This is a genomic window from Agarivorans sp. D1326 (assembly GCF_056958115.1).
In genome coordinates, this window is the sequence record NZ_JBTWEN010000005.1 from 312,875 (window position 1) to 339,066 (window position 26,192).

Consider the following 26,192-nt stretch of genomic DNA (forward strand, 5'->3'; position numbering starts at 1 on the left):
GAATTTTTTGCCTATTTTATCATAGCTAAGACCATGAATTATTGTTGAAAAGCGTCTTTATTTTGCTATTGAGAGTGCCACCTTGCACCGCTCTGCTATGGTTTACTTTATTGTTTACTGTTTCCAAGCGGAGCCACCATGAATAGCTTAAAAATACTACTGTGCGCCAGCCTATGTATAGCAGCCTATAGCCATGCTCACGATTCCACAATTAAGCTCAGAATCATCGAAACCACTGACATTCACGCCAACATAATGGACTTTGACTATTACAAGGATAAACCCTCCGCCAAAATAGGTTTAGTGCGTACCGCTACCCTCGTTAAACAAGCCCAAGCAGAAGTGGACAATAGCGTGCTGGTAGATAATGGCGACCTGATACAAGGCAGCCCAATGGGCGACTATATTGCTGACCGAGGGTTAACTGGCCAACAAGTTCATCCGGTTTATCAGGCAATGAACAGCCTCGATTACGATGTCGGCAATATAGGTAATCATGAGTTTAATTATGGCTTAGACTTTTTAGACAAAGCATTAGCAGGCGCGACCTTTCCCTACATCAATGCTAACGTAATCCGCAGCGACAACCAGCAAAACTACTTTAGTCCTTACCTAATAAAAGACTACAGCTTTAAAGATACAGCCGGTCAAAGCCAAAACCTCAAAATTGGCTACATCGGTTTTGTTCCCCCACAAATTATGATTTGGGATAAAGCCAACTTAGAAGGCAAGGTAAGCGCACAAGACATCAAACAAAGTGCCGAACTTTGGGTGCCCAAAATGAAGGCAGAAGGCGCCGATATTATTGTCGCCATTCCCCATTCAGGCCTATCTACCGATCCCTACAAGGTAATGGCCGAAAACTCGGTTTACTATTTATCTGAAGTCGCTGGCATTGATGCCATAGCCTTTGGTCATGCTCATACAGTGTTCCCTGGTAAAGGCTTTGATAACTTACCAGGTGTAGATAACCAAAGCGGCACCATTAATGGGGTGGCGGCAGTAATGCCGGGGCGTTGGGGCAGCCATGTTGGCATCATCGACTTAGAGCTACAGCATACCCAAGCAGGCTGGCAGGTGACTAAAAGCCAATCTACCAACCGAGCTATCTTTGACAGCGCCAATAAAAAATCGCTGGCAAAGGCTGATTCTGCCATGGTGGCCGCTGTCGCGGAAGATCACCAAGCCACCCGTGATTTTGTCAATCAGCCTTTGGGTAAATCTAGCGACGTGATGTACAGCTTTTTAGCCTTAGTTCAGGACGACCCCACCATTCAAATTGTTAACTTAGCGCAAACCGACTACGTAAAAACCTTGATTCAAGGTGACCCCGATTTAGCTGATTTACCGGTGCTATCGGCCGCAGCCCCCTTTAAAGCAGGCGGACGTAAAAACGACCCTAGCAACTATACCGAAGTAGAAGCCGGCGAACTCACCTTTAGAAATGCCGCCGATTTATATTTGTACCCCAATACTCTGGTGGTGTTAAAAGTCACCGGCGCCGAAGTGAAAGACTGGCTAGAATGCTCGGCTGGGCAGTTCAACCAAATAGACCCAAACCGAGCCACCCCGCAAGCGTTAATCAACTGGGACGAGTTTAGAACCTATAATTTTGATGTGATCGACGGTGTTACTTACCAAATTGATGTAAGCCAAGCCGCCCGTTTTGACGCAGACTGCAAACCACTCAACCCAGAGTCTGAACGTATCAAACAACTTCATTACGCCGGCAAAGCGATTGACCCAAGCCAAGAGTTTTTAATGGCAACAAACAACTATCGCGCTTATAGCGGCGGTTTTGCCGGCACCGGCGAAGACAAAGTGGTGATTCAAGCACCCGACGAAAACCGCAGTGTATTAGCCAACTACATTAAGCGAGTAAGTAAGGAAAAAGGGCAAATTAGCCCTAGCGCCGACAACAACTGGCGCTTTAGCCCTCTTGAATCAAAAACTAAAGCCAAGTTAAACATTTTCTTTGAAACCTCGCCCAGCGACAAAGCTGCCGCGTTTATCGCAGAAAAAGCCATCTATCCGATGCAAAAGCTTTCTGTCGATGATATTGGTTTTGCCCTTTATCAAATAGATCTTCAAAGCCAGCCTTAGATATAGGTTCTGCCGTTTTACTCCGCTGCTGCCCAACCAGCAGCGGAACTGCTACTTTTAACCCCTTCACTGCTAAGCAAAATGCGATGAAAGTAAAAATTTTACTTGTTGTTCAATAATATGTGAGGAAAGTTGAGCGCCAGATTCAAAAGTATGAGATTGTAGCGACAGACGGGTTCATGGAGGACAATAATGGCAACACTGTCGTTTAAATTAAAACTACTTATTAGCATCACCCTATTATTTATATGCGTGCTTACTAGCATGTTGATGTTTGGTAGCGCTTCACTTAGCGCCGAGCAAGCCGCTGCTGCCACTCAGCTAAATGCAACAGAACTACAAGCTCTGTTTGCAGAAACAGCAGCAGAAGCTCGCGGCACCATGATCTTAGTGTCTGCCGTTGTGGTTATCATTGCGCTGTTTATTGTGTCGCAACTGGTGCAAGGTTTCTTAGAGCCTTTAAGCCAAATCACCCGTCGGATCGGTTACCTTGCTGGAAATGATGGCGATTTAACCATGAAGCTAGATGTGCAGAAGCACCAAGAGCTGGTAGCTATGGCAACCCAATTTAACGCCTTTACCGAAAAACTACGGGTAATGGTCAATCAGCTGCAACAGCAATCAAATCAGCTTACCAATGGTTCACAAACTCTGGCTAAAAATGCCGAGTCAGCGGGAGAAGCAAGCCGCTTACAACGCAACGACACCGACAGCGTGGCAGCCGCAGTAAATGAAATGTCATCGACTGCTAGCGACGTAGCAGAGCTAGCCAATGGCACCGCAACCAACGCTCAAGAAGCTGAGAAACAGTTAAGCCAAACTCAGCAAGAGTTCCAAAGCTCTGTTGAACAAATTCGCGACATCTCTGGCAGTATGGAAGGCATTAGCGAACGAATCACTCAAGTAGCGGGTCGTAGCCAAGACATTAACAGCATCTTGGAGACCATTCGTGGTATTGCCGAGCAAACCAACTTGCTGGCATTAAACGCTGCAATTGAAGCAGCGCGCGCCGGAGAACAAGGCCGAGGCTTTGCGGTAGTAGCAGACGAAGTAAGGAACCTAGCTGGCCGAACCCAAAGCTCTACCGAAGAAATTAATCAACTGATTCAAGCACTACAAAGTGATGTAAATGCTACGGTAGACTTAATTAGCACCAGCCGAGAAAAAGTGAATACCACCGCGGTAGACACCGAAGCCAGCTACGAGCAGCTGCATAAGGTGGTAGAAAGCATTTCGGTAATTAACGATAACGCAGCCCAAGTTGCTACTGCCGCACATCAACAAAGCCATGTGAGCGAAGATATTAACCGCAATATTAATGGCATTGGCGAAGCCGCAGGCGTGCAGAATAGTTTGGCGCACGATATCGAAAGCATTAGCGCTGAATTATCGCAAGTAGCGCAGGCACTTGATACTCAGCTATCAACACTTAAAGCCTAAATTGCGCTTCATCTCGTCAAAGGCTGCCATGGCAGCCTTTTTTACTTCCTAAATTAATTTAATAAATTTTTCCAATTTCTTGCCATATACCCAATTAGAGGTATTAATTTATTGAGGGACCAATCAAAAAACAGGAGAAACCAAATGAAATGGACTTCAATAATAGCTTTAATAAGCTTAAGCCTATGTGCAAAAGCAAATAGTCAAACATTCAGCATTCCGCAAGAGCAGTTACTGGCACTACAACAGCATTGTATCGCAGAGGTTAGCACACAATCATGTTTAGACATTAACAGTGCTGCAAGTGAATTGAAAATCGAATGCAAATCTAAAAGCCCCAATACCACCGCTTCAGAACTCATAAAGCAACAAAAGCAATTGGCTTACGAACTAAGCCAATGTATTAAAGGTTTAGATAAAGATAAAGGCGTAACTGATTCGACGGCTAAAGCCATTGAGACTTATGCCACCTCTGGGACAACCAGTAAACCAAAACTATCACGATATGTAAGCTCATTTGAGCTCGGATATCAACGGCTTAATGGATACGATGCTGATGGTAAATCGACTGGCTTGAGTGAATCTGGAGCAATTGTAGATCTCAGGATTAATGGCCGCTGGCAGCCAGACAGCTACTTTGGCTTTGGTTCAAATGACGAACACATAATTAACGGTGAAGCATCCATTAGGTTTGGAAAAACACCGACGACCACTGAACAAGTTGATTCAACAACAGTTGGATTTAACGACGTAACCGACTCTGTTGATGCTCAATTAAAACTCAATTACTCCCCAGGTTTTTTCTTAACTGGCGATGATGGAGCTCTATCTTTTGGTGGACTAGGAGGTTTTCGGAGCAGAGCTGAAGCTATTTCAGGAAACGAACTAAGCTCTTATTGGGGATATGGACTAGAGTTCAACATGTATAGCAATAAAATTGAAAAGGGTAGTAACGCACTTCCAAGAGGCAGAATAAGCTATTACCGAGTAAAAGCTGAAGAATTTGGAGCGTACCAAGACACTTGGATTAATTCCATTCATGCTCACTACTTATTAGTTGAAGATAAGCCATTTCTTGTGGGTATCAAAGCCAATTTTGGCCCTGCTGATTCAGATGACTACGCAATAAATTTTAGCATTAGACAAAGTGGAGAAGAGCTTCTCAAATTCTTTGGTTTTGGAAGTTAAGCTGTTGGGAGGTGAGCATTAATCACCTCCCTAAAACCGCTTAACCACACCAGCTGAGCTACACTTTAATAAAGTGTAGCTTGAATGAGGGACTGATATCATGACCATGACCTTACAGTTTCTTGGTGCAGCGGAAGAAGTTACCGGCTCCTGCCACTTGCTTACGGTAAACGATAAACAAGTGCTATTAGATTGCGGGCTGATTCAAGGCAGCAAAGCCGATGCAATGCGCAACTACCATGCGTTCCAATTTGAGCCTTCACAGATTGACGCGGTTATTCTTAGCCACGCTCACATTGACCATTCCGGCAGAATACCGCAGTTAGTAAAGTCTGGCTTTAAGGGCCCTATTTATACTCATAAAGCCTCGGCAGAACTTTGTGCCATTATGCTAAAAGACGCCGCCATGCTGCAGCAGCGCGATACCGAACGGCTTAATAAAAAGCGTTTAAAAAAAGGCCTTGAGCCACTGCAAGCCTTGTTTGATGAACAAGACGTAGAGCAAACTATTCAGCAATTTAAGCCACTCAACTATGGCGAAAGTATCGAAGTACTTCCTCAGCTTACCCTGAAGCTCTCCGACGCTGGACATATTCTTGGCTCGGCCATTGTTGAGCTATGGATAAGTGAAATAGGCACCCGCAAAAAAATTGTCTTTAGTGGTGACTTAGGCCGCGAAGGCATGCCTATTTTGGATGATCCAGAAATTATCAAAACAGCCGATTTAGTATTGATGGAAAGCACCTACGGCAATCGCTTACACCGCAGCTGGCAGCAAACCATCGATGAACTGGAGCAAATATTTGCAGCAGCAATTAGCGGTAGCCAGGGCAATATTCTATTGCCTGCTTTTTCGGTAGGGCGCGCCCAAGAGCTGCTCTATCTATTTCATCTCTATGCCAAACAATGGGATCTGTCACGCTGGCGAATTTGTTTAGATAGCCCCATGGCCATAGAGGCCACCAAGGTATATATCAACAATTACCCAGTAATGGATGATGATTTTAAACGTTTTACTCGGCAGCATCCGGGAGAGCATCCACTCTTGTCGAATGTCGAGTTTATTCAAAGTACCGAACAATCCATGGAGCTTAACGAAATAAGCCAAGGCTTAATTATTATTGCTGGTAGCGGCATGTGTAATGGCGGGCGTATTCGCTGCCACCTAGAGCACAACCTATGGCGGCCCGAATGCGATGTTATTATTTGTGGCTACCAAGCCATTAGCACCCCTGGGCGTATGCTGGTAGATGGGGCCGACTATCTCACTATTCGCGGCAAACCGGTTAAAGTTGCCGCCAAGCTGCACACGGTTGGGGGGCTTTCTGCTCATGCCGACCAAGCCGAATTGATCCACTGGTACCAACAATTCGATAACGCTCCTCCACTAATACTGGTGCATGGAGAACAGCAAGTACAACAAGATCTACTGGCAGCCATTCAAGCTTCTTTTGCTCAACCCGCCGCAATGCTTGCGGCCAAACAGGGTGACAAGTTGGATTTAAGCGCCTTGCCAGAACTGGTTTGGCTTGGAGAGTAAAATAACCTAAGTATTTGACCACTCAAGGCTTAACTGATAGAAAAGTAACTAAATGTATTAGCTTGGTACAAGCATGAAATTATCTATTTTGTTACTGCCTTTTTTATTAACCAGCGGCTTGCTGCATGCCCAAGATACAATAAATCCAGATTCGCTAATTGGTTTGTGGGGAAGCTCTGAAGATCAAGGCCAATCCATTTGGGGTTACGACCAGTACAATGCCGACGGCACCATTAACAGCTGGGGAACCTTTCCCGACAGCATTGCTGATTTTAGAATAGATGGCCGTTACGAGGTTTCTGGCGATTTGGGCACGACGATTTGTTTAACCATCAGCCGAACATCCCACCCAGAAATTTTGCCAGTTGGTACACAATGGTGTGACCAAATCATTTCGATTAGTGAAGATGAATTTGTGTACCAAGATCCCGATGGCGAACAACATGTGGTTTATCGCCAAAAGGTAGGCGAGGCATATTATTAATATCGGGCTTGGCAGCGTTAAGCACTAAACAATATAGCCGTACACCGTAGCAAAATGGCAAGCACAACCTGCAACAACAAAGACATGCCAGATAGCATGTGTGTAAGGTTTGTGCTTGGCCACATAAAACAGCGCACCTACGCTAAACAATACTCCACCGGCAGCTAATAGCCATAAACCTTCGCCCGCAATATGCTGATACATGGGATAAGCTAAAGCCAAAGACAACCAACCCATCGCCAAGTAAGTACTCAATGATACTTTGGGGAAACGGGTGCCAGTGAGCAACTTAAAGCCCACGCCAAAAGCCGCTAGCGTCCAAATTACAATCATCGAAATTAGCGATAACCAACCGTCAAAAGACACCAGCAATATTGGTGTATACGTTCCAGCTATTAGCAGATAAATCGCAGAGTGATCAAACAGTTTTAAGCCAGCCTTCCATGCGCTATGGCTAACCGCATGGTAAAGGGAAGAAGCCAAAAACAACAAGACTAAAGACCCACCATAAATACTTACAGCCACCACTTCAGTTAGGCCTTCGGCTTTGCTCAGTAACATAAACAAACCCACCACAGAGATAAGCAAACCAATGAGGTGAGAAACTACATTTAGTAATTCTTCTTTCGCGCTGTAGTGCTTTGCAGCCTGCATGTTGTTACCTAAATTTAACAAGTCGCCGACCAGCTTATTATTTCAGCGTACACTTGTACACTGAAAATTTGTAATGCTTTTATTACAAGCTGGTTCACTTTAACCAAAGCAGCGCTTTTAAGGCTTAAACTCACTTAGTTAAGCCTCAGAAAGGCTTCCACTTTTAGTGTTTTACTTTCCATTTACATGCAAAGACCAAGCGCTGCCAGTTTTTGTTTCAAGCAAGCAGCATTAATCCGCGCGTCGCAAGTTCATCACCTATAATCAAATAGCCGTGCAAGTCTTACTTATTTCTTTTTGGATTAAGCAAACAAGGATCGTCAATGAGCAAACAGTTACCTCTTGCCTTAGCAAAATCGCTTGCCTTAAGTGAAGATCTTGACCAGCTTCAATTTCATCACTTACTAGAAAACATTAGCCAAGATCCACAACTAAAGCAGTTTGCTCCAGACGGCGTTTGTCAAATTGATCCACGCAACGGTAACTTAGTGATTTATAACTCTGCCCGCGCTAAAAGGGTTCACACCACAGCGAAACCTACTGCAGTTAAAGAAGATGAGCACTGCCCTATTTGTGAAGGGAAAAGCGCCGATATTCTCGACATAACCGAGCACAGCGAGGGATTTACTTTTATCAACAAAAACCTCTACCCCATTTTTCACCCTATCGAAGATATTCCTTTAGAAAACGCCGACTACTTCCTCCACCAAGACCCAGAACACCAAGGCCGTGCATCCTATGGTTTTCATCTATTGCAGTGGACTTCTTCGCTACACGATAAAGATTGGCATAACCTACCATTCTCCGATGCGCTGATTAGCTTTCAGCGTTTAGCAAACCTAGAAAAGAATCTGTTATGCCAACCCACCGACTTTATGGCGCGCTCTGAAACCAAAGTGAATCAAGACGTAGTAAGTGGCTATGTATCTATTATCAAAAACTTTGGCGCTACAGCTGGTGCTTCTTTAGTACATGGCCACCAGCAAATTGCCTATAGCAACATTTTGCCGCAACATTTCTTCAATAATTTGCGCTTTAGAAAACGCCACAACAAGTCTTTTAGCCGCTACATGTTGGAAGAGAACCCCAGCGAGTTACTGGTTAAAGACTATGGCGAATTGCAGCTAATCGTACCGTATTTTATGAAGCGACCTTTAGACATGCTGCTAATTGTGAAAGACAGCGATAAACGCTACTTGCATCAGCTCAACAGCATAGAGCAGCAACAATTGGTGGAAGGAATGCAGCAAGCCATACAAGCTATTCTTCATCTCATGGAGCAAATGGGCATTCCGCCTGCCTACAATATGATCATCAACAATGGGCCGGGCTGTGGTTTGTATCTTGAGTTTTTACCTAAAACTCAAATGATGGGTGGTTATGAGCAAATAGGCTTGTTTGTTTGCCAAGCTAATGCAGCCGACTCGGCTGAGTTGTTGCGTCAGCACATTTGCCTATCCAAAGATAAGTAACAAATTTTTTCACTGCGTAAATGCTAATGCAGAGCTCAACAATACAGCCATAATATCAAGCAAAAATCATATAAATCAAAGCAATGACATTTTTTTAAATATTATAATAATCTTTAGTTTAAGCGCATTGTTAGTGTAATATTCTTCCCGCAAAATCTGCATTGGTGGGCGTTTACCGTCCATATTTTGAGTTAACTAGACCAATTGCAGTAGCGAGAACAGAATGGAAACATCTCACCCAACCACCATTAGAGTGGGTAAAAATGACTATGACTTCAATATTATTTCAGTAACCAAAACCTATGGTGGTTCTAAACACTTTAGTGATGGAATCAACATATATTTAGAAGACAACAATGGCAAAGTGGAAACAATGGGTGTCGATTTTAAGCCTGATATTCCACCAACCACCCAGCATATTTCAACCCTATGGGGCGAAGACAAAAAAACCAAGAAAACTTTTCGTTTTGGCTACTTCCTTCACTCCAATGATTTCTTGGGTTATACCACGCAAGTAAACCTTCTTACGGCAGCCAAACGCATTATTCCGCTACAAGGCTTTGCCGCAAAACTAGAAAAATGGAGCCCACTAATTACTGGCTTTTTGGCACTACTGTTTGCTTGGTGTGCGTTTTGGGCGGGATCGGGTATCAGTCGCTATGGGATAGCGTCGTTCTTTCAATCAATGCCTTATATATTGATCGATACGCCGCACTTAATTGCCAATTTTTCTGAGGCAGCACGCTATAACAACGTAAGTTATGGCTGGGCGTTTATGGGCGCGATTGTTGGCTTTATTCTCAGCAAACTATTTGTTGGCATTCCTCTGGGTCGCTTACGCAATAAGATGCGCTTAGCTTTTGGCCAAACCATAAGACAACAGTTAACCACTGCCTTTGCCAATACCACCCAGGCAGCACCGTCCCCTATTTCTGGCTCTTCAAGTGCAGAACCTAAAACCGACGCCGACGGCTACCAAACACTTATTTAATCCAAGATATCGTTTAAGGAACTAACATGTCTTTTGAACATGGCTCACTCGACTTAGGGATCCGCAATCCCTTCCGCTTTGAAGGCACGCTGCGTGCCATTCGAGGCGGCATCACAGCGCTGCTAGGTTTACTCTCATTATTAAACGTAGCGAGTGCAGTGCAAACCCACCCAATTACTGGATGGACCTTCGCCATCATCGGCTTTGTGTTAATGGCCAACGGCCTATGGACACTAGGGCGTGGCTTAATGCAGGTAATGCGTTTTTACGTGGGACGCTCAGCGCCTACTTCACTGTCTTATAACCATGCAACGTCTGAGCAAGACAGTGCTAAGCGTGAACAACGCGACGTAGCCTACGACCAACAACAAATTGAATCGATGTTGGTGGGCAGTAAAAACTACACTTTTAAAGAACCCGTGGGTTTAGTAGCCAGAATGCTGCACACCCTATTCCCCAAAATCACTTTTGTGCCTTACCCAATTCAAAACTTGGCGCAGCGCATTGTTGGAGCACTAGTACAAACCTTAGTGGCGCTATTTGCTTTTGCCATTTTAAGCTTTGTAACGTCGGTGGGTTTAGCTGGCGATAAAGCTACTATTTTAATGCCATTTTTTGCCTTTACCTTACTCTGCTACGTAGCCTTAGTATGGTTTAAAGCTGGCCGCCCACTTAACCGCAGCTTAGGTCGTGGTATCGAAACCGTAAGCGCTTTTGGCTTTGTTAAAATGGTGGCGGTGTGTGTAAGTGTGCCAGTACTGGTTAACATGCTTCTAGGCAAACTCTTTGCTTACGAGCTAGGCCAGTACCAAGATGTTATTGCCGCTCAACTACGTGGTTTAGAGATAGAAGCAGAGCTAAGCGAAGGCATGACTTGGGCAACCCAAATGCTAGATCTGGCCTACAACAGCTATAGCAACTCTACCTGGTTAGGCTTAATTTTTGTCTTCTCTGTAATTAGCTGTGCCTTGGTATTGGGTTTAACCGCCTTGCGTGCCAAACAAGCTAACCCAACAACCGAGATCACCGACAAACTGCCTCGCACCAGCGAAGTAGGTGCTCGCCCAATGGATATATTCAACGAGTTTACCCACCAAGTGATGGAGCGTCGTCGCTATAAAAAGGTGCCAAACCGTGTTTATAAACCTTTGAGTGCTCGCCAAAATCCTAACAATGGCGAATTTGATGGTGAACTGATTCAAGAAACTCAGCCAAAAACTGTTGAGAAAAACGACGAACCAGTAAGCAAAAAGATGCGTATTGCTTCAACCAGTTTGGCTCAGGCTTTACTGCTAATCGCCAGCTTATTGGTGTTTTACGCACTCACTCCGCTAACCACTTACACCAGCTTCTTCGACGGTGTGGTGTTTGAGCTACTGGATGATGAAACCGGACCTGCGTTTGTTCAAACTACCATTGAAAGCTTCTTTACCATTCTTACCTTATTAGTGGCTGCCACCATTTGTGCCATTTTTGGCCGTTTACTGAGCAACTTAAGCCATCCGTTTTGGAGCGAAATTCAGTTTGAATCAAGCTTGGTTTACTTCAAATGTAAAGGCACGGTAAAAGAAGATACGCGTACCTTTGGTAAAGGGTATAACGACAGCACTAGCCTAGAAACCAGCGTGTTCACCTCAACCATTCAGCCACGTTTGTTTGTTACGCGAGTAATTAGCTCTACCTTTGCTGGCATTGGTAGCACTAACTTAATGTTCCCTCGCCATATTATGACCATGCATGGTGACGAGAACTTAGCCGACGAACTTCATCACGAACTAATGCACAGCATTGGCAACCGCGCAGGCACCGCTGCTATGAACGACGAGCAGCGTAAAGTAGTAGATGAATACAATAGCTCTAACCTGCAAATGAAAGCTGAATCGGCCCCAGAGCGCTTAGCCAACCGCAGCAGCGAACTAAGCCTAGACGCGCCCAAAGCTCAAGCCGCGCTAGCGCAAAAAGAAGACCATGAGGCAGAAGCCAATAGTGAAACTGAAATTCAGTAATAGTTAAACTGACTCTGCCGCTCTATAGAGCGGCAGTTTCATTTGATAGACCATTCAAATACTCTTTCCCTTCCATGAAATGCAGTAGATTTACCGTATAGCAAGGCGCTCATTTCTGTAATGATAAGTCGGCTCGTTCAAGAGCCTATTGTGTCCTTAGAACACTTAACCTGTGACAAACCAAGCCTGTTTATTTGCTCGTATTTATAAACAGAGTTTGAACTAGCTTTTAGGGACTTTTTCTACATGATGAGGGATTAATATGTACCCACGACTGTTCACTAGTTTACTCGCCACCACCGTACTCTTCGCTTGTGGTGGCGGAGGCGATGATAGTACCCCTAGTAATACCCAGTTATCTGGTCTCGCTATCGATGGTTATATTAGCGGAGCAACTGCCTTTCTCGACATTAACTTCAACGGCCAATTAGATGCTGGCGAACCTAGCGCACTAACCAACGAGAACGGCCAGTACGACCTAGCTTTAACTGGTAGCGATGCAGATTGCGCAGACTATGCCCCAATAATTATTGATGTACCAGTAGGCGCGATTGATAGCGATTATGGTGAAGTAGAGGAAGCTTACCAACTTAGTTATCCACCTGCCTTTGCAATACTCAGTGAAGATGAGCTCAAAGCGACTACACCGCTAACCAGCATAGTATGGAACAGCGTTGAAGCTGAGTTAGTTGAGATGGGTGAAGCAACTACTTGTGCAGAGCTAAAAGCCAATTACAGTTTGCAGGAAGATATAACCAAGCGTTTAGAGGAACAAGAATGGCGGGTAGCTCGTCGCTACAACATCACCGTAGAAGAGCTTTACAGTGACTATATCGCGGAAGAAAACGCTGAGTTACATGCTTTCGCTCAAGAGCTCGTGCCAGGCTTGCAAAAGTCTTATGAGGACACAGCAGACCTTTACCAAAGCTACCCCGATGCTTTCTACGTATACGTAGAGTATTACTTGGGTAAATGGTTTGACGACGAAAATGAAGCTCAAGCTTGGTACCGCGAGGAATTTGTCGCCTACGATAACTCTAACGTTAGAATGGTAAATGCAATGAGCCCAGACCTTGAAGTTTTAGGGAAAATGATGAGCTACTCAAGCATGGAAATGCATAGCAATGAACAGATAGAGTATGAAATTACTCACGATGTATCTCGTCAGCGAGACAATATGTTGCTGTGTAACACTCACGAGTTTTACGAACAAAACCGTCCTACTCGCTATGCTGTAGTCAATCAATATCAAGATACTCAAGCAGAACAACTTGACTGCTTTACCGGAGGTTTTGAACAAGCTTTAGTCAACCAAACTGCCCATACCAAAGTATTCGATAGCAATGGTGATTTGGCCACCTATTCCTACCATGTATACAACAACTATGAAACGCTCGGTTTAAGTTCATTGATTGGCTTATATGGTAATATCGACCAGCTTGATGGCAGTGAACTAGACGTGCTTAACTTCATATCTACTGATTTTGAAAACACCGATAACTACGAAGCCGATAGCTGGACTCGCCACAAAAATAGTTTTAACCAAGGCCAACAAGTGGCTACTCAGCATGACAGTGACGGTTTATGGATTGAAACAACTCTCCATGAAAATGGCACTTACAGCATAAGCTGCGGACCACAACAAGCTATGCAGGTAGTTGAATCTGTAGAACAGTGTTACTTCTAAAACGTCTTCTTTGATGAAGGTCTCAGCAGACCTTCATCAGTTGAAGATTTGCTACTATTTAGTGATAAAACAATTATTCCCAACAATGCACCAATAGACAGAATGTCACAAACAAAGCACCCTCGAACTCCTTTCGAAGAATTGTTGCTTGAGCAATCAGAGCAGCTAATGCAGACAAGTCCTGCCCAATTCACCACTGTTTGGCAACACTTAGCCGGCCCAGCCTTAACGTTTTTTGGGTTAGATCGCGTTACTTTGTTCCCTAATTCAATGATATTAGTGAATGCAGAAAACACCTTGCATCATGCAGTTGACTGGTTAAATCCTGCAACTATTAATGACTATATAGACGACAACGATAAACACCTAGACTACTTAAAGAAGGTAGAGCAAGCCAAAGAGCCAGTTCTTTTTAGTGAAGTAGAGTTAGCTTCTAGCAATGATTTTGTTCTGCAAAAGCTGTATCAAGAAGGAGCGTGTTTGCACTATATTGTGCCGCTATCACTACACGGTGAGCGCTGGGGCGCTTTGGCATCAAGCATGTTTAAAAAAACACCCTGTAATTGCTCACAACCCTCGACAGATATTGAACAGCTAAAACTTATTGGTAACTTATGGCTTAGCCACTGGCAACACGCCAAAGTGCTAAGTAGCGTAAGTGAAAATGCCCCTTCCCGCACCGCCGATCACCATAAGGTTCTTAAGCTCAGTCCGAAGCAGGTTAAGGTTCTATCATTATTGGCTCAAGGCTATTCAGCAAAGCAGGCTGGAAAAATGCTAAATTTAAGCCCGCGCACCGTTGAGTCACACAAGTATCGCTTAATGGCCCAGCTAGAATTACACAGCCCAATGGAGATGGTGCTATTTGCGGTACGAAATCACCTCATCTAGTGCTTGAGTTCGCCGACCAGTATGCGGCAAAATTGCTAACAGCATTTCATAACACCGCAGTAACAAACATTGAACACTAATAGCCAAAACCTGCAAACCCAATTTGAACGCCTTAAACGTAACAAGCTGTTTGAGTTGTTTGTAATTTCGGTGATCTTAATTTCAGCCTTACTTATTGGCGCAAAAACCTACTCGCTGCCGCCTAAAGTTATTACTGCCACCATCATACTCGACTACCTCATCACCCTGTTTTTTGTGGTCGAAATTAGCATTCGCTTTATTGCCGAGCCCAATAAAAAGCACTTCTTTAATAACTTCTGGAATGTCTTCGATACCCTAATTGTATTGGTAAGCCTAGTCCCTATCGAAAACTCTGAACTAGCTATAGTTGGTCGCCTAATTCGGGTATTTAGGGTACTGCGAATGGTGTCTATAATTCCCGAGCTGCGTATCTTGCTTACCTCGCTGGTTAAAGCCTTGCCGCAACTGGGTTACGTAATGCTGCTAATGTTCATCATCTTCTACATCTACGCCGCCATTGGCAGCACCTTATTCGAAACCATTAACCCAACACTGTGGGGCGACATTGCCATCTCCATGCTCACCTTGTTCCGGGTGATGACCTTCGAAGATTGGACCGACGTAATGTACGAAACCATGCAGGTATACAGCCTAAGTTGGATCTACTTCCTTAGCTTTATCTTCCTGTCGGCGTTTGCCTTTCTTAACATGGTGATTGGCATTGTGGTAAATGTGATGGAACAAGAACACGCTAAAGTACGTGAAGAAAAAAGCCTCGCCGAAGGTACCAACGAGCCGAGCCTGCGAGAGTTACAGCAAGAGCTAAGCGAGATAAAAGCGCTGCTTAAGCAGCAAAAATAGTGACTTAACAAAAAAGCTTGAGGGTAGATAAGCCCTTGAGCTTTTTACTCCAAGTAGTAAAAGCGAGCAAACATCAAACAAAACCTTGCTCCAAGCCAAATGATAGTTAATGATAACTATTCGCAACAAGTGTTTGGACATTACCATGAAACATCACTCTTCAACATCACCAAGGATCCAGCTAAGCCTCTCAGTAGATAAGCTACAACAATTGCTTGCTCAGGGAGCAATTTGTATAAATGACTTGGCCGACATACAGCCAGAAGCCAAGCACGTGCTATGGAAGCTTTGCCTGCAAAACTGCAAATCCGGCGCATGTGAGCGGCGAGCAAAAGCAGTGAATGATGAAGAAAGGCTTAAGGTTAAGAACCTCGATTAACTGCTAATGGCCTAAAGTTTGCGACGGCATAACCAAGTTAATAATCAAGAGCTAGCTTGTGGCCATTTGAACGAATAATATCCTTTAATACTTCTCCGAAACCCTGCAATATTTAAACAATGCTATTAAATACGAAAGGTGGAGACCTTCAATATTTACTACAGATCCCGATGCATTCGATTTAGATTCAAGGAAATACTATGGCCAATAATTTCATGACGGAAGAACAAAAAAAACTTTGGATAGATGAAGCTATAGCTATTACAAACAATCGCTTAGATAGCAATTACAAAAATTCAGATTTATATAAGTATATTATGAATCAGTTAAACTATATAAATGATTGTATTTCAGGTGAGTCTTCGGGGGAGAAATTGTCCAAAATAAATATTGGGCATATAGCAGTTAGAGAGATATCTCCTAACGACGAAGTATATAGCACAGCTTTAACAAAGGCTTATTTTATAGCGTCATATATGGAAAAAGGTAAAGAGGTTCCGTTAGTAGATGAACACGGAAACATTAAGGAATAGAAAATATGTTAAAGATAATTTTGACGCTTAATACAAAGATAAAAATATAGAGCACTCGTAGGGCCAACATCGCAAGGAAATACTAGATAATGAGTAGTAATAAAGAGGAAGACACAACCTTTTTTGACATCTTTTCTCGCCGAGAAAAGGGGCCTTGGATATTACTATTGATAAACTTCGGGATATCTTTTTTGCAATTTTTTTTAGGCAATATAGCGGATGACAAGTATGGAAAAATGCCGAACTTTATAGCGTTAACCGTAATTACATTCATACTCACTTTATTATCTGTGAATGTATATCTAAAAATGTCAGGAAGAGGCTTTTTTGTTGGTGGCTCTCAGGGGCGATACACTGAAAAGAAATATGATAAAAAGGGTTATATAGCCACACTATATATAACTACTTGTGGCATCGTATATTTAACTTTAGCTATACAGCTTCTGTTTTATCCTTAAAAAAGAATAAACACGCTAAGCAGCTAACGGTTACAAAATGAATCCTTGATAAGTGAACCAGCACAAAAAAAGCCGCTCTAGTGAGCGGCCATATCATTAACGCGAGTTAAGATCTAAACACTCATCCAACGTTTTACATCGGCTTCATCTACTTCGTCTTTGCTGCCTTGCAATACAACATTGCCGCGATCTAATACGGTGTAGTTGTCGGCAAGCGCTACAGCAAAATCAAAATACTGCTCTACTAATACAATCGCCATTTCGCCGCGATCGCGCAGTAGTGCCAATACCTTTTGGATGTCTTTAATAATGGAGGGCTGAATCCCCTCGGTAGGCTCGTCTAGCATTAACAACTTAGGACGCATGATTAAAGCGCGCGCAATCGCTAATTGTTGCTGCTGTCCACCCGATAAATCACCGCCGCGGCGCGCCAGCATTTGCTTTAGCACCGGGAACAAGCGAAAAATTTCGTCGGGAATAAAACGCTCCGATTTAGGCAATACCGAAAACCCAGTTTTAAGATTCTCCAGCACCGTTAGTTGACCAAATATCTCACGCCCTTGCGGTACAATCGCAATGCCTTGTTTAGCACGTTGCGCCGCCGACATTTTGCTAATGTCTTTACCGTTAAACATAATGCTGCCGGCGCTAATGCTTTGCTGACCCGCTAGCGCTTTTAGCAGCGTGGTTTTACCCACACCGTTACGCCCGAGTACACAGCTTATTTTGCCCGGCTCGGCACTTAAGCCTACATTGTAAAGCGCTTGGCTAGCCCCGTAATGACTATCCACTTGAGAAAGTTCTAGCATAATTTATTCTCCTAACGCCCTAAGTAAACTTCGATGACTTGCTGATTTTGCTGCACTTGCTCAAGGGTGCCTTGGGCCAATACCGAACCCTCGTGCAATACCGTTACTGGGCAATCTAGTGCTTTTACAAAATCCATGTCGTGCTCTACCACCACTAAAGAGTGCTTTTTAGCCAGCTCTTTAAACAGCTCGGCGGTGAGGGCGGTTTCTTCGTCGGTCATACCGGCGGCGGGTTCATCAATGAGCAATAACTGCGGCTCTTGCATAATTAACATGCCAATCTCTAGCCACTGTTTTTGACCATGCGACAAAGAGCCAGCTAACCATTCTTGCTTATCTGCTAAACGAATCAGCGCTAAAGTATCGCCAATTTGTTTATTGTCGCTAGAAGACAGTTTATGCATCAAAGATTCAAACACACTACGGCGTCCGGCCAAGGCTAATTCGAGGTTTTCAAATACCGTTAGATTTTCGATTACCGAGGGCTTTTGAAACTTACGGCCAATGCCAATATTGGCAATTTCGGCTTCGTCGTGCTGGGTTAAATCGATATCGTTATTAAAAAATACCGTGCCTTCATCAGGGCGAAGCTTGCCAGTAATTACGTCCATCATGGTAGTTTTACCAGCACCATTGGGGCCAATAATTGCGCGCATTTGGCCTGGCTCTAAAATTAACGACAAGCTATTTAGGGCTTTAAAACCATCGAAGCTTTTGGTTACACCATCTACATACAAAATGGTGTCTTGAGGAATATGTACACTACGCATTTACTGCACCCTCCGCTGGATCGGCTTTATCGGCTTTTTTCTCGGTTGCTGGAGTTGGCTCAGTTACAGCAGCAGTGCTTACCTTAGTTGCTGCTCTTTCTTGCAACTTAGCTTTGATACTGCCATACAAACCCACCACGCCTTTTGGTAGCCACAAAGTCGTTACCACAAACAAAGCGCCTAAGAAGAACAACCAAAGCTCTGGGAATGCACCGGTAAACCAAGATTTACCAAAGTTAACCAGCAGCGCACCAAATACCGCACCAAACAGAGTGCCTCGGCCACCAACGGCTACCCAAACAATACTTTCGATGGAGTTAAGCGGCGCAAATTCGCCAGGGTTAATAATGCCCACTTGCGGCACATACAAAGCACCAGCTACCCCAGCCAACATGGCCGAAACCACAAACACAAACAGCTTAAAGCGCTCTACGCGGTAACCGATAAAACGGGTACGGCTTTCGCTGTCGCGCACGGCAATTAATACTCGACCAAGTTTTGAATTGACAATCCAGCGGCACAATACATAAGCGCCAGCTAAGGCCAGTGCACTTAAGGCAAACAACACCGCTCGGGTTGAATCTGCTTGCAAGCTAAAACCTAGAATGTCTTTAAAATCGGTTAAGCCGTTGTTACCACCAAAGCCCATGTCGTTACGGAAAAATGCCAACATCAGCGCATAAGTAAGGGCTTGGGTAATTATCGACAAGTACACACCGGTTACTCGCGAACGGAAGGCCAAGTAACCAAAGATAAAGGCCAAAATACCCGGTGCTAAAAACACCATCAACATGGCAAAGGGGAACATATCAAAACCCAGCCAATACCAAGGTAATTCCGACCAATCGAGGAATACCATAAAGTCTGGCAATTCTGGGTTAGCGTACACGCCACGGTCGCCAATTTGGCGCATTAAGTACATGCCCATGGCGTAGCCGCCCAATGCAAAAAAGGCACCGTGACCCAAGCTTAAAATACCGCAATAACCCCACACTAAATCCACTGCAATGGCCAGCAAGGCATAACATAGGTATTTACCCAACAAGGTTACCCAGTAAGAACTAAGGTGCAAAGGGTTCTCGGGGCTAAGCGCCAAACTCATTAATGGCACTAAAATCGCCGACAATAACAAGGCCAGCAACATGGCGTTGCCCACTTTGTCTTTCACTAAAAATCGAACTAATACAGACTTAGGCATGCTTTAGTCCTCCACCGTACGGCCTTTCAAGGCAAACAAGCCTCGAGGACGTTTTTGAATAAATAGAATGATGAACACTAGAACCAAGATTTTGGCTAATACAGCACCGGCAAACGGTTCCATTAGCTTGTTCGCCACACCTAAAGTAAGTGCGCCAATCACTGTGCCAAATAGGTTACCCACGCCGCCAAATACCACCACCATGAAGGAATCGATAATGTAGTTTTGGCCCAAGTTCGGTCCCACGTTGGTTAACTGACTTAAAGCCACACCAGCAATACCGGCAATGCCAGAGCCTAAACCAAAGGTCATGGCGTCTACCCAGCTTGAACGAATACCCATAGAGTTGGCCATTGGGCGATTCTGAGTTACCGCACGCATTTGCAAACCAAAGAAGGTTTTACGCAAAATGGTCCACAGTAGTGCCACTACCATAAAGCTGAAGATGATGATGTAGAGACGGTTGTAAGTAAGAGACAATACGCCATTAATCTCTAGCGAGCCGCTCATCCATTGAGGCGTAATTACCGCTTGGTTTAGCGGACCAAAAATACTGCGAACCGCCTGCTGTAAAATAAGGCTTAAACCAAAAGTGGCTAATAGTGTTTCTAGCGGGCGGCCGTATAAGAAACGAATCACGCCACGCTCAATTAATACACCTACCAAACCAGACACTAAAAAGGCGGCAGGAATTGCCACCAGCAACGACCATTCAATGTTGTTTGGCATTAATTGCTGCACCACATAGGTGGTGTAAGCACCCAGCATGATCATTTCGCCGTGGGCCATGTTAATCACGCCCATCACACCAAAGGTAATCGCAAGGCCTACCGCTGCCAACAACAGTACCGCACCTAAGCTCAAACCAAAGTAGATGTTCTCGGCCACGCTGTTTATTTGTAACAGCTGATCATTAGTGGCAATGGCTTTATCAATGGCGGCTAATACTTGAGGCTCTTGCTCGCTAGCTTGCTGCTTAACTAATACGTTACGAGAGGCAGGGTCTAATTGACCTGCCAGTAGCTCGGCCGCAGCTAAACGCTCAGCATTTTCGCCAAATTGCAGATTAATAATCGCCTGCATTTCTTTAAGTTTGGCAATTACCTTTTCATCTTGCTCGGCAACTAGGCGCTGCTCGATAAGCGGCGTATGAGATTGGTCAGCGGTATTCATTAATGAACGAATCGCAGCTATTCGAGCGCTAGGCTCATCGGCATTTAAACCAATAAGCGCCAAGCCATTGCGAAGCTGTCGACGAATTTTGTTGTTAACCGAGATTTTCTTAATAAGAGATTTTTTAACGCTACCTAAATCAGCGCCATCAACCACAGAACTTAAGTTATAAAGGCTGCCTTCTTTTACCGCTACTACCACTTTTTTATCGGATTTTTGGTAGTACAGATTGGCACTTAATAAACTTTCGAAGATCAGGCTGTTACGCTTGTCTCCGCTAGCAATTAGCTGTTCAATGGCTTGTTGTTTTTGATTATTTTTTTTTGCAGTTAAGGCCTGCACTGCCTGCTCCCAATCACTTGCTGCAGCTGGTAATACCCAAAGCATGAGTAAAACACCGGCCAACAAGCGTGCGAAGCGAGATATGTATATGCTCAAAACAATCCCTACTCTTGATTGATTCAATACAAAAAAAGGCGCTACCGATATTACTCAGCCGCGCCTTTTAAAAAGTGCCCGTAGGCACTTAGCTGTTTACGCGTACCTAGGTTCTATTTGTCTTTTGGGCTGTTGAGCTCAAAAGCGCAACAGTTCCTTAGTAGTTTTGACCAGAACATTGGCCAGTTTTGATGTTGAAGTTGCCACACTTAATTGGGGCAGTCCAATCAGCAACAATAGTCGCAGATTCAGTTAGGTGGTCTGTCCAAGCATCACCAATTACGCCGCCGCTTGTTTGCCATACAGTGTCGAATTGACCGTCAGCTTGAATCTCACCAATAAGCACTGGCTTAGTTAAGTGGTGGTTAGTGTTCATTACTGCGTAACCGCCAGTTAAGTTAGGAACAGTGATACCGTACATTGCGTCACGCACTGGATCGGTGTCTGTAGTACCGGCTTTTTCAACTGCTTCAGCCCACATTTGGAAACCAATGTAAGTTGCTTCCATTGGGTCGTTAGTTACACGCTTGTCGTCGCCAGTGTAGGCTTTCCAAGCTGCAATAAACTCTTCGTTAGCTTCGCTGTCTGCGCTTTGGAAGTAGTTCCAAGCTGCTAAGTGACCTACTAGAGGAGCAGTATCAAAACCAGATAGCTCTTCTTCACCTACAGAGAAAGCAACTACTGGAATGTCTTCAGCCGAAATACCTTGGTTAGCTAGCTCTTTGTAGAAAGGAACGTTTGCGTCACCGTTAATGGTAGAAACAACCGCTGTTTTCTTACCTGCACCACCAAATTTCTTCACATCAGAAACGATAGTTTGCCAATCAGAGTGACCAAATGGCGTGTAGTTAATCATGATGTCGGCTTCAGCTACGCCTTTAGACTTAAGGTAAGCTTCTAAGATTTTGTTAGTGGTACGTGGGTATACGTAGTCGGTTCCGGCTAGTACCCAACGTTCTACACCTTCTTCTTCCATTAGGTAATCAACCGCTGGAATCGCTTGCTGGTTTGGCGCAGCGCCAGTGTAGAATACGTTTTTAGAGCTTTCTTCACCTTCGTACTGTACTGGGTAGAAAAGCATACCGTTTAGCTCTTCAATTACAGGAAGTACTGATTTACGAGATACCGAAGTCCAACAACCGAAGATAACGTCTACTTGTTCTTTATCTAGTAGCTCACGTGCTTTCTCGGCAAATAAAGGCCAGTTAGATGCTGGGTCAACCACTACAGGTTCTAGCTTCTTACCTAATAAACCACCCTTTTTGTTTTGCTCTTCAATCATCATAAGCACGGTGTCTTTCAGTGTTGTTTCACTGATAGCCATGGTGCCTGATAACGAGTGCAATACGCCTACTTTAATGGTTTCTGCGGCTTGGGCTGCATTCATTGAGAAGGCAAGTGCTACACCACTTGCAACCGTTGCGATCTTCTTCCATTTGCTATGTTGTGTCATTGCTATATTTCCTATTTTTTATAGTCCTTTAGAGCATGCGGTACCTCATGCAATGCTAAGGTAGCTAGAGCATCGACTATGCCAAGTAGAAAATAACAATTAAAAACAATAACTTAATGAAATGATTTATATATCATTAGTAATTCGACGCACAAAACATGAGCGTTTGCCTCAAATAAACGCACCAAAATGATCGTACAATAAACAAACACCAAACAAACGCACCAATTTGGCTATCGCGCACCAAAATGATCCACCCCAAGCTGCTGATTTTGCGCTATTTTGAATAGGAGCCGCTCTTAGGTTAGCTCGATAAAACTGGTTTAGTTCTTGCTCTATTAAGCAGAGGAAAATTCACTTCCAGCCATGAAAGAAGGATAACAGTGAGTCAGCAAGAGCAAACCGCATGCAGCAATTCGCACGCTCCCATTAAGCAAGGTTGGGTAGCCACCCTTGATTTGGGCTTTGCCCCTATCGCTAATAAAACTCGCTTAACCTTAAACCAAAGCCAAGGCCCCTTGCGGGTACAACGCCCTTTTCACCCAGAGCTGGCTGCACCAGATTGTTGCCATGTGTATTTATTACACCCACCCGGTGGCTTGGTGGCGGGTGATCACCTGCTGATGAATGTGGAATGTTTGGCTGGCAGTAAAGTGGTACTCACTACGCCAGCATCAGGCAAATTGTATCGCTCTAACTTGGCGCGCCAGCAGCAACGCCAAGAGCAACGATTTCATTTACAAGACAACAGCAGCTTAGAGTGGCTGCCGCCAGAAACCATTGTGTTTAATGGCGCGCAAGGTCGCTTAGACAGTCACTTCATGTTGCAAGGTAATGCTCAACTTATCGCTTGGGAAATTACTTGTTTAGGCCGTAAAGCCAGTGACGAAGACTTTGACCACGGCGAGTTAATGCAATCTATCAAGGTATATCGCGAACAGCGCCCATTGCTGATTGAGAATACCCGCATCGATAACGCCAATACTGCTGCTAACCCAGCAGCCTTGGCTGGCAAACACGTATACGCCTGCATGTTAGCCACAGTAGATTTGCTCAGCGAATTAGCCCAAAAGCAGTTATTAGAAGATTTACGCGAACAACTAGCGTGCGCAGAGGTGGGCATCACATTAGTGCGCGGCCTTATCATTTTGCGCTATTTAGGGGACAACGCCGAGCAAGTAAGGCAAGAGTTTGAAGCGGCTTGGGCGCTTATTCGCCCGGTTACGCTTGGTCACCCAGCGGTTCGCCCCCGAATTTGGAATACTTAATTTAATACTACGAGGCAGACATGGAATTAACCCCAAGAGAGAAAGACAAGTTATTGCTGTTCACCGCCTTTTTGGTCGCCGAGCGACGTAAAAACAAAGGGCTAAAACTTAACTACCCCGAAACCGTGGCTTATCTCTCGGCCAGCATCGTAGAAGGCGCGCGCGAAGGGCGCAGTGTTGCCGAACTAATGAGCTGGGGACGCACCTTGCTAAGCCGTGACGATGTAATGGATGGCATTGCTGAAATGGTGCACGAAGTGCAGGTGGAAGCCACCTTCCCCGATGGCACCAAACTGGTCACCGTGCATAACCCAATCCCTTAGGCTACTTGTAGAGGAACAGCAAATGATACCCGGAGAACTAATCATTGATGATGGTGACATTGAGCTAAACAAAGGTTTAGCCACTGTAACTGTAGATGTTGCCAACAGCGGCGATCGCCCAGTGCAAGTAGGCTCACATTACCACTTCGCCGAAACTAACCCCGCCCTGCATTTTGACCGTAAAGCCGCTTTAGGTTTTCGTCTTAATATTGCCGCCGGCACCGCAGTACGTTTTGAGCCAGGCCAAAGCCGCCGCGTAGAACTGGTGGCCTTAAGTGGCAAGCGCGAGGTATACGGTTTTAGAGGGGAAGTAATGGGCAAACTAAGTGACGAGGAACAAGCATGAGCAAAATGGATAAACGCGCCTATGCCGAAATGTTTGGCCCAACCGTGGGTGACAAAGTACGCCTTGGCGATACCGAGCTAATCATTCAAGTAGAAAAAGACTACGCCCAATATGGCAGCGAAGTGAAATTTGGTGGTGGTAAAGTAATTCGTGATGGCATGGGGCAAAGCCAAGCCAGCTGCGCCATGGTGCCAGATACCGTAATTACCAATGCCCTTATTTTGGATCACTGGGGTATTGTAAAGGCCGACATTGCACTTAAAGACGGTCGTATTCAAGCCATTGGTAAAGCGGGTAATCCCGATATTCAAGACAACATTGATATCGAGGTTGGTGCGGGTACCGAGGTAATTGCAGGTGAAGGCCAAATTGTGACTGCTGGCGGGGTCGACTCGCACATTCACTATATTTGCCCACAGCAAATTGAAGAAGCCTTAATGTCGGGCACTACCACCATGTTAGGGGGTGGCACCGGACCCGCAACCGGAACCAATGCAACTACCTGTACCCCTGGCGCCTTTCACTTAGGCAAAATGCTGCAGTCGGCAGACTGTTTTCCAATGAACCTAGGCTTTTTAGGCAAGGGCAACGCCAGCCTACCGCGTCCATTAGAAGAACAACTAATGGCCGGCGCCATGGGCTTAAAACTGCACGAAGACTGGGGTACCACTCCGATGTCTATCGACAACTGTTTAACTGTTGCCGAAAACTACGACGTGCAAGTGGCCATTCATACCGACACCTTAAATGAATCAGGTTTTGTAGAAGATACTATCGCCGCCTTTAAAGGCCGAGTCATTCATACCTACCACACCGAAGGCGCAGGTGGCGGCCACGCACCCGATATTATTACTGCTTGTGGTTTAGATAATGTGTTGCCATCATCTACTAACCCAACTCGCCCCTACACCATTAATACCGTAGACGAGCACTTAGACATGCTAATGGTATGTCACCACCTTGATCCGGCTATTCCCGAAGACGTGGCCTTTGCAGATTCGCGGATCCGTAAAGAAACCATCGCCGCCGAAGACATCTTGCACGATTTAGGCGCATTCTCGATGATCGCCTCAGATTCACAAGCCATGGGCCGAGTAGGCGAAGTGATTACCCGTACTTGGCAAACCGCCCACAAAATGAAAGTGCAACGCGGTTTATTGCCAGAAGATAAAGAAATTGGCTGCGATAACTTCCGTGCCAAACGCTACATTGCCAAATACACCATTAACCCGGCCATAACCCATGGTATTGCCCATGAAGTAGGCTCGGTTGAAGTGGGTAAGCTGGCAGATTTAGTATTGTGGAAGCCTGCCTTTTTTGGCGCTAAACCCTCGTTAATTATTAAAGGCGGCGCGATTGCTGCTGCACCTATGGGCGACCCAAATGCATCAATCCCCACGCCACAGCCGGTACATTACCGCCCAATGTTTGGCGCTTACGGCAAGGCGATGAGCGAAACCCGCGTCACCTTTGTAAGCCAAGCGGCTTTAGATGCAAAAATTGATGAAACCCTAGGCCTAACTAGCCGCCTAGTGGCTTGTAAAAATACCCGCAGCATTAAAAAGCAAGACATGGTGCACAACCACTACCAACCGCATATGGAAGTGGATTCGCAAACCTATGAAGTGCGCGCCGATGGCCAGTTGCTTGAATGTGAACCCGCTGCCGAGCTACCACTCGCTCAGCGTTACTTTTTATTTTAAGGA

Annotated in this window: 24 protein-coding genes; 18 read left to right on the top strand and 6 right to left on the bottom strand. The window is 44.9% G+C overall.

Annotated features, from left to right (window positions below; genetic code table 11):
• Window positions 1-138: 138 nt before the first annotated feature.
• From ACYFDN_RS12235 to ACYFDN_RS12255, 5 genes are all read left to right on the top strand, one after another.
• Complete coding sequence (locus ACYFDN_RS12235; RefSeq protein WP_483511329.1) at window positions 139-2,103, top strand: bifunctional 2',3'-cyclic-nucleotide 2'-phosphodiesterase/3'-nucleotidase; 1,965 nt, start codon at window positions 139-141, stop codon at window positions 2,101-2,103.
• A gap of 192 nt (window positions 2,104-2,295) precedes the next feature.
• Window positions 2,296-3,543 (top strand): methyl-accepting chemotaxis protein, encoded by a 1,248-nt coding sequence (locus tag ACYFDN_RS12240; protein ID WP_051147653.1) that lies wholly within the window; start codon window positions 2,296-2,298, stop codon window positions 3,541-3,543.
• 144 nt (window positions 3,544-3,687) lie between these two features.
• Complete coding sequence (locus ACYFDN_RS12245) at window positions 3,688-4,731, top strand: hypothetical protein (RefSeq protein WP_483511331.1); 1,044 nt, start codon at window positions 3,688-3,690, stop codon at window positions 4,729-4,731.
• Between the two features lie 100 nt (window positions 4,732-4,831).
• Window positions 4,832-6,271 carry an MBL fold metallo-hydrolase RNA specificity domain-containing protein gene (locus tag ACYFDN_RS12250; protein WP_483511333.1) on the top strand — a complete coding sequence of 480 codons (1,440 nt, stop codon included), beginning with the start codon at window positions 4,832-4,834 and terminating at the stop codon, window positions 6,269-6,271.
• 73 nt (window positions 6,272-6,344) lie between these two features.
• Window positions 6,345-6,755 carry a hypothetical protein gene (locus ACYFDN_RS12255; RefSeq protein ID WP_483511335.1) on the top strand — a complete coding sequence of 137 codons (411 nt, stop codon included), beginning with the start codon at window positions 6,345-6,347 and terminating at the stop codon, window positions 6,753-6,755.
• A 24-nt stretch (window positions 6,756-6,779) separates the two neighbouring features.
• Here ACYFDN_RS12255 and trhA read toward each other — a convergent pair whose 3' ends face one another.
• Complete coding sequence (gene trhA, locus ACYFDN_RS12260) at window positions 6,780-7,409, bottom strand: PAQR family membrane homeostasis protein TrhA (protein WP_016403136.1); 630 nt, start codon at window positions 7,407-7,409, stop codon at window positions 6,780-6,782.
• 323 nt (window positions 7,410-7,732) lie between these two features.
• On the opposite strand from trhA, the gene ACYFDN_RS12265 reads away from it, so the two are divergent.
• From ACYFDN_RS12265 to ACYFDN_RS12305, 9 genes are all read left to right on the top strand, one after another.
• A complete protein-coding gene (locus ACYFDN_RS12265; protein ID WP_483511337.1) occupies window positions 7,733-8,881 on the top strand; it encodes a hypothetical protein in 1,149 nt (382 codons plus the stop codon).
• A gap of 223 nt (window positions 8,882-9,104) precedes the next feature.
• A complete protein-coding gene (locus ACYFDN_RS12270) occupies window positions 9,105-9,872 on the top strand; it encodes a hypothetical protein (RefSeq protein ID WP_483511338.1) in 768 nt (255 codons plus the stop codon).
• 26 nt (window positions 9,873-9,898) lie between these two features.
• Window positions 9,899-11,878: a hypothetical protein gene (locus tag ACYFDN_RS12275; RefSeq protein WP_483511339.1), complete on the top strand. Its 1,980-nt coding sequence runs from the start codon at window positions 9,899-9,901 to the stop codon at window positions 11,876-11,878.
• Window positions 11,879-12,140: 262 nt separating this feature from the next.
• Window positions 12,141-13,565 (top strand): hypothetical protein, encoded by a 1,425-nt coding sequence (locus ACYFDN_RS12280; protein ID WP_483511341.1) that lies wholly within the window; start codon window positions 12,141-12,143, stop codon window positions 13,563-13,565.
• Window positions 13,566-13,733: 168 nt separating this feature from the next.
• Entirely contained in the window at window positions 13,734-14,456 is a 723-nt protein-coding gene (locus ACYFDN_RS12285; RefSeq protein ID WP_483511343.1) for a response regulator transcription factor, read from the top strand.
• Window positions 14,457-14,525: 69 nt separating this feature from the next.
• The gene (locus tag ACYFDN_RS12290; protein ID WP_152782989.1) at window positions 14,526-15,338 is read left to right on the top strand and encodes an ion transporter; all 813 of its coding nucleotides are present in this window, start codon (window positions 14,526-14,528) and stop codon (window positions 15,336-15,338) included.
• A 145-nt stretch (window positions 15,339-15,483) separates the two neighbouring features.
• Window positions 15,484-15,717 (top strand): hypothetical protein, encoded by a 234-nt coding sequence (locus tag ACYFDN_RS12295; RefSeq protein ID WP_016403128.1) that lies wholly within the window; start codon window positions 15,484-15,486, stop codon window positions 15,715-15,717.
• 200 nt (window positions 15,718-15,917) lie between these two features.
• Window positions 15,918-16,250: an immunity protein Tsi6 family protein gene (locus ACYFDN_RS12300; protein ID WP_152782987.1), complete on the top strand. Its 333-nt coding sequence runs from the start codon at window positions 15,918-15,920 to the stop codon at window positions 16,248-16,250.
• Window positions 16,251-16,339: 89 nt separating this feature from the next.
• Complete coding sequence (locus tag ACYFDN_RS12305) at window positions 16,340-16,708, top strand: hypothetical protein (protein ID WP_040307490.1); 369 nt, start codon at window positions 16,340-16,342, stop codon at window positions 16,706-16,708.
• Window positions 16,709-16,821: 113 nt separating this feature from the next.
• Here ACYFDN_RS12305 and urtE read toward each other — a convergent pair whose 3' ends face one another.
• The 5 genes from urtE to urtA all read right to left on the bottom strand — a co-directional run bounded on the left by urtE (window position 16,822) and on the right by urtA (window position 22,483).
• Window positions 16,822-17,517, bottom strand: a complete 696-nt coding sequence (gene urtE, locus ACYFDN_RS12310) for an urea ABC transporter ATP-binding subunit UrtE (protein ID WP_483511344.1) — start codon at window positions 17,515-17,517, stop codon at window positions 16,822-16,824.
• 11 nt (window positions 17,518-17,528) lie between these two features.
• Window positions 17,529-18,287: an urea ABC transporter ATP-binding protein UrtD gene (urtD, locus tag ACYFDN_RS12315; protein ID WP_483511346.1), complete on the bottom strand. Its 759-nt coding sequence runs from the start codon at window positions 18,285-18,287 to the stop codon at window positions 17,529-17,531.
• Entirely contained in the window at window positions 18,280-19,485 is a 1,206-nt protein-coding gene (urtC, locus tag ACYFDN_RS12320; RefSeq protein ID WP_016403125.1) for an urea ABC transporter permease subunit UrtC, read from the bottom strand. Before urtC ends, urtD begins: the two co-directional genes overlap by 8 nt.
• Before the next feature lie 3 nt (window positions 19,486-19,488).
• Window positions 19,489-21,096, bottom strand: a complete 1,608-nt coding sequence (gene urtB / locus ACYFDN_RS12325; RefSeq protein WP_483511349.1) for an urea ABC transporter permease subunit UrtB — start codon at window positions 21,094-21,096, stop codon at window positions 19,489-19,491.
• Between the two features lie 157 nt (window positions 21,097-21,253).
• Complete coding sequence (urtA, locus tag ACYFDN_RS12330) at window positions 21,254-22,483, bottom strand: urea ABC transporter substrate-binding protein (protein ID WP_246612339.1); 1,230 nt, start codon at window positions 22,481-22,483, stop codon at window positions 21,254-21,256.
• 449 nt (window positions 22,484-22,932) lie between these two features.
• On the opposite strand from urtA, the gene ACYFDN_RS12335 reads away from it, so the two are divergent.
• Genes ACYFDN_RS12335 through ureC form a run of 4 tightly spaced genes read left to right on the top strand, consistent with a single transcriptional unit; the run spans window position 22,933 to window position 26,189 of the window.
• Window positions 22,933-23,817: an urease accessory protein UreD gene (locus ACYFDN_RS12335; protein WP_016403122.1), complete on the top strand. Its 885-nt coding sequence runs from the start codon at window positions 22,933-22,935 to the stop codon at window positions 23,815-23,817.
• A 20-nt stretch (window positions 23,818-23,837) separates the two neighbouring features.
• Complete coding sequence (gene ureA / locus ACYFDN_RS12340) at window positions 23,838-24,140, top strand: urease subunit gamma (RefSeq protein ID WP_016403121.1); 303 nt, start codon at window positions 23,838-23,840, stop codon at window positions 24,138-24,140.
• Window positions 24,141-24,162: 22 nt separating this feature from the next.
• Window positions 24,163-24,486, top strand: a complete 324-nt coding sequence (locus ACYFDN_RS12345; protein WP_016403120.1) for an urease subunit beta — start codon at window positions 24,163-24,165, stop codon at window positions 24,484-24,486.
• Complete coding sequence (ureC, locus tag ACYFDN_RS12350; RefSeq protein WP_016403119.1) at window positions 24,483-26,189, top strand: urease subunit alpha; 1,707 nt, start codon at window positions 24,483-24,485, stop codon at window positions 26,187-26,189. The genes ACYFDN_RS12345 and ureC overlap by 4 nt, the downstream gene beginning before the upstream one ends.
• Window positions 26,190-26,192 lie beyond the last annotated feature (3 nt).

Excerpts from the sequence above, each read along its gene's own strand:
- ACYFDN_RS12285 (WP_483511343.1), top strand. The coding sequence starts at position 13,734 with ATGCAGACAAGTCCTGCCCAATTCACCACTGTTTGGCAACACTTAGCC.
- urtC (WP_016403125.1), bottom strand. The coding sequence starts at position 19,485 with ATGCCTAAGTCTGTATTAGTTCGATTTTTAGTGAAAGACAAAGTGGGC.
- ACYFDN_RS12235 (WP_483511329.1), top strand. The coding sequence starts at position 139 with ATGAATAGCTTAAAAATACTACTGTGCGCCAGCCTATGTATAGCAGCC.
- urtE (WP_483511344.1), bottom strand. The coding sequence starts at position 17,517 with ATGCTAGAACTTTCTCAAGTGGATAGTCATTACGGGGCTAGCCAAGCG.
- urtD (WP_483511346.1), bottom strand. The coding sequence starts at position 18,287 with ATGCGTAGTGTACATATTCCTCAAGACACCATTTTGTATGTAGATGGT.
- ACYFDN_RS12255 (WP_483511335.1), top strand. The coding sequence starts at position 6,345 with ATGAAATTATCTATTTTGTTACTGCCTTTTTTATTAACCAGCGGCTTG.
- ACYFDN_RS12300 (WP_152782987.1), top strand. The coding sequence starts at position 15,918 with ATGGCCAATAATTTCATGACGGAAGAACAAAAAAAACTTTGGATAGAT.
- ACYFDN_RS12245 (WP_483511331.1), top strand. The coding sequence starts at position 3,688 with ATGAAATGGACTTCAATAATAGCTTTAATAAGCTTAAGCCTATGTGCA.
- ACYFDN_RS12295 (WP_016403128.1), top strand. The coding sequence starts at position 15,484 with ATGAAACATCACTCTTCAACATCACCAAGGATCCAGCTAAGCCTCTCA.
- ACYFDN_RS12275 (WP_483511339.1), top strand. The coding sequence starts at position 9,899 with ATGTCTTTTGAACATGGCTCACTCGACTTAGGGATCCGCAATCCCTTC.
- ureC (WP_016403119.1), top strand. The coding sequence starts at position 24,483 with ATGAGCAAAATGGATAAACGCGCCTATGCCGAAATGTTTGGCCCAACC.
- ACYFDN_RS12305 (WP_040307490.1), top strand. The coding sequence starts at position 16,340 with ATGAGTAGTAATAAAGAGGAAGACACAACCTTTTTTGACATCTTTTCT.
- ACYFDN_RS12240 (WP_051147653.1), top strand. The coding sequence starts at position 2,296 with ATGGCAACACTGTCGTTTAAATTAAAACTACTTATTAGCATCACCCTA.
- ACYFDN_RS12250 (WP_483511333.1), top strand. The coding sequence starts at position 4,832 with ATGACCATGACCTTACAGTTTCTTGGTGCAGCGGAAGAAGTTACCGGC.
- trhA (WP_016403136.1), bottom strand. The coding sequence starts at position 7,409 with ATGCAGGCTGCAAAGCACTACAGCGCGAAAGAAGAATTACTAAATGTA.
- ACYFDN_RS12265 (WP_483511337.1), top strand. The coding sequence starts at position 7,733 with ATGAGCAAACAGTTACCTCTTGCCTTAGCAAAATCGCTTGCCTTAAGT.
- ACYFDN_RS12345 (WP_016403120.1), top strand. The coding sequence starts at position 24,163 with ATGATACCCGGAGAACTAATCATTGATGATGGTGACATTGAGCTAAAC.
- urtA (WP_246612339.1), bottom strand. The coding sequence starts at position 22,483 with ATGAATGCAGCCCAAGCCGCAGAAACCATTAAAGTAGGCGTATTGCAC.
- ureA (WP_016403121.1), top strand. The coding sequence starts at position 23,838 with ATGGAATTAACCCCAAGAGAGAAAGACAAGTTATTGCTGTTCACCGCC.
- ACYFDN_RS12270 (WP_483511338.1), top strand. The coding sequence starts at position 9,105 with ATGGAAACATCTCACCCAACCACCATTAGAGTGGGTAAAAATGACTAT.
- ACYFDN_RS12280 (WP_483511341.1), top strand. The coding sequence starts at position 12,141 with ATGTACCCACGACTGTTCACTAGTTTACTCGCCACCACCGTACTCTTC.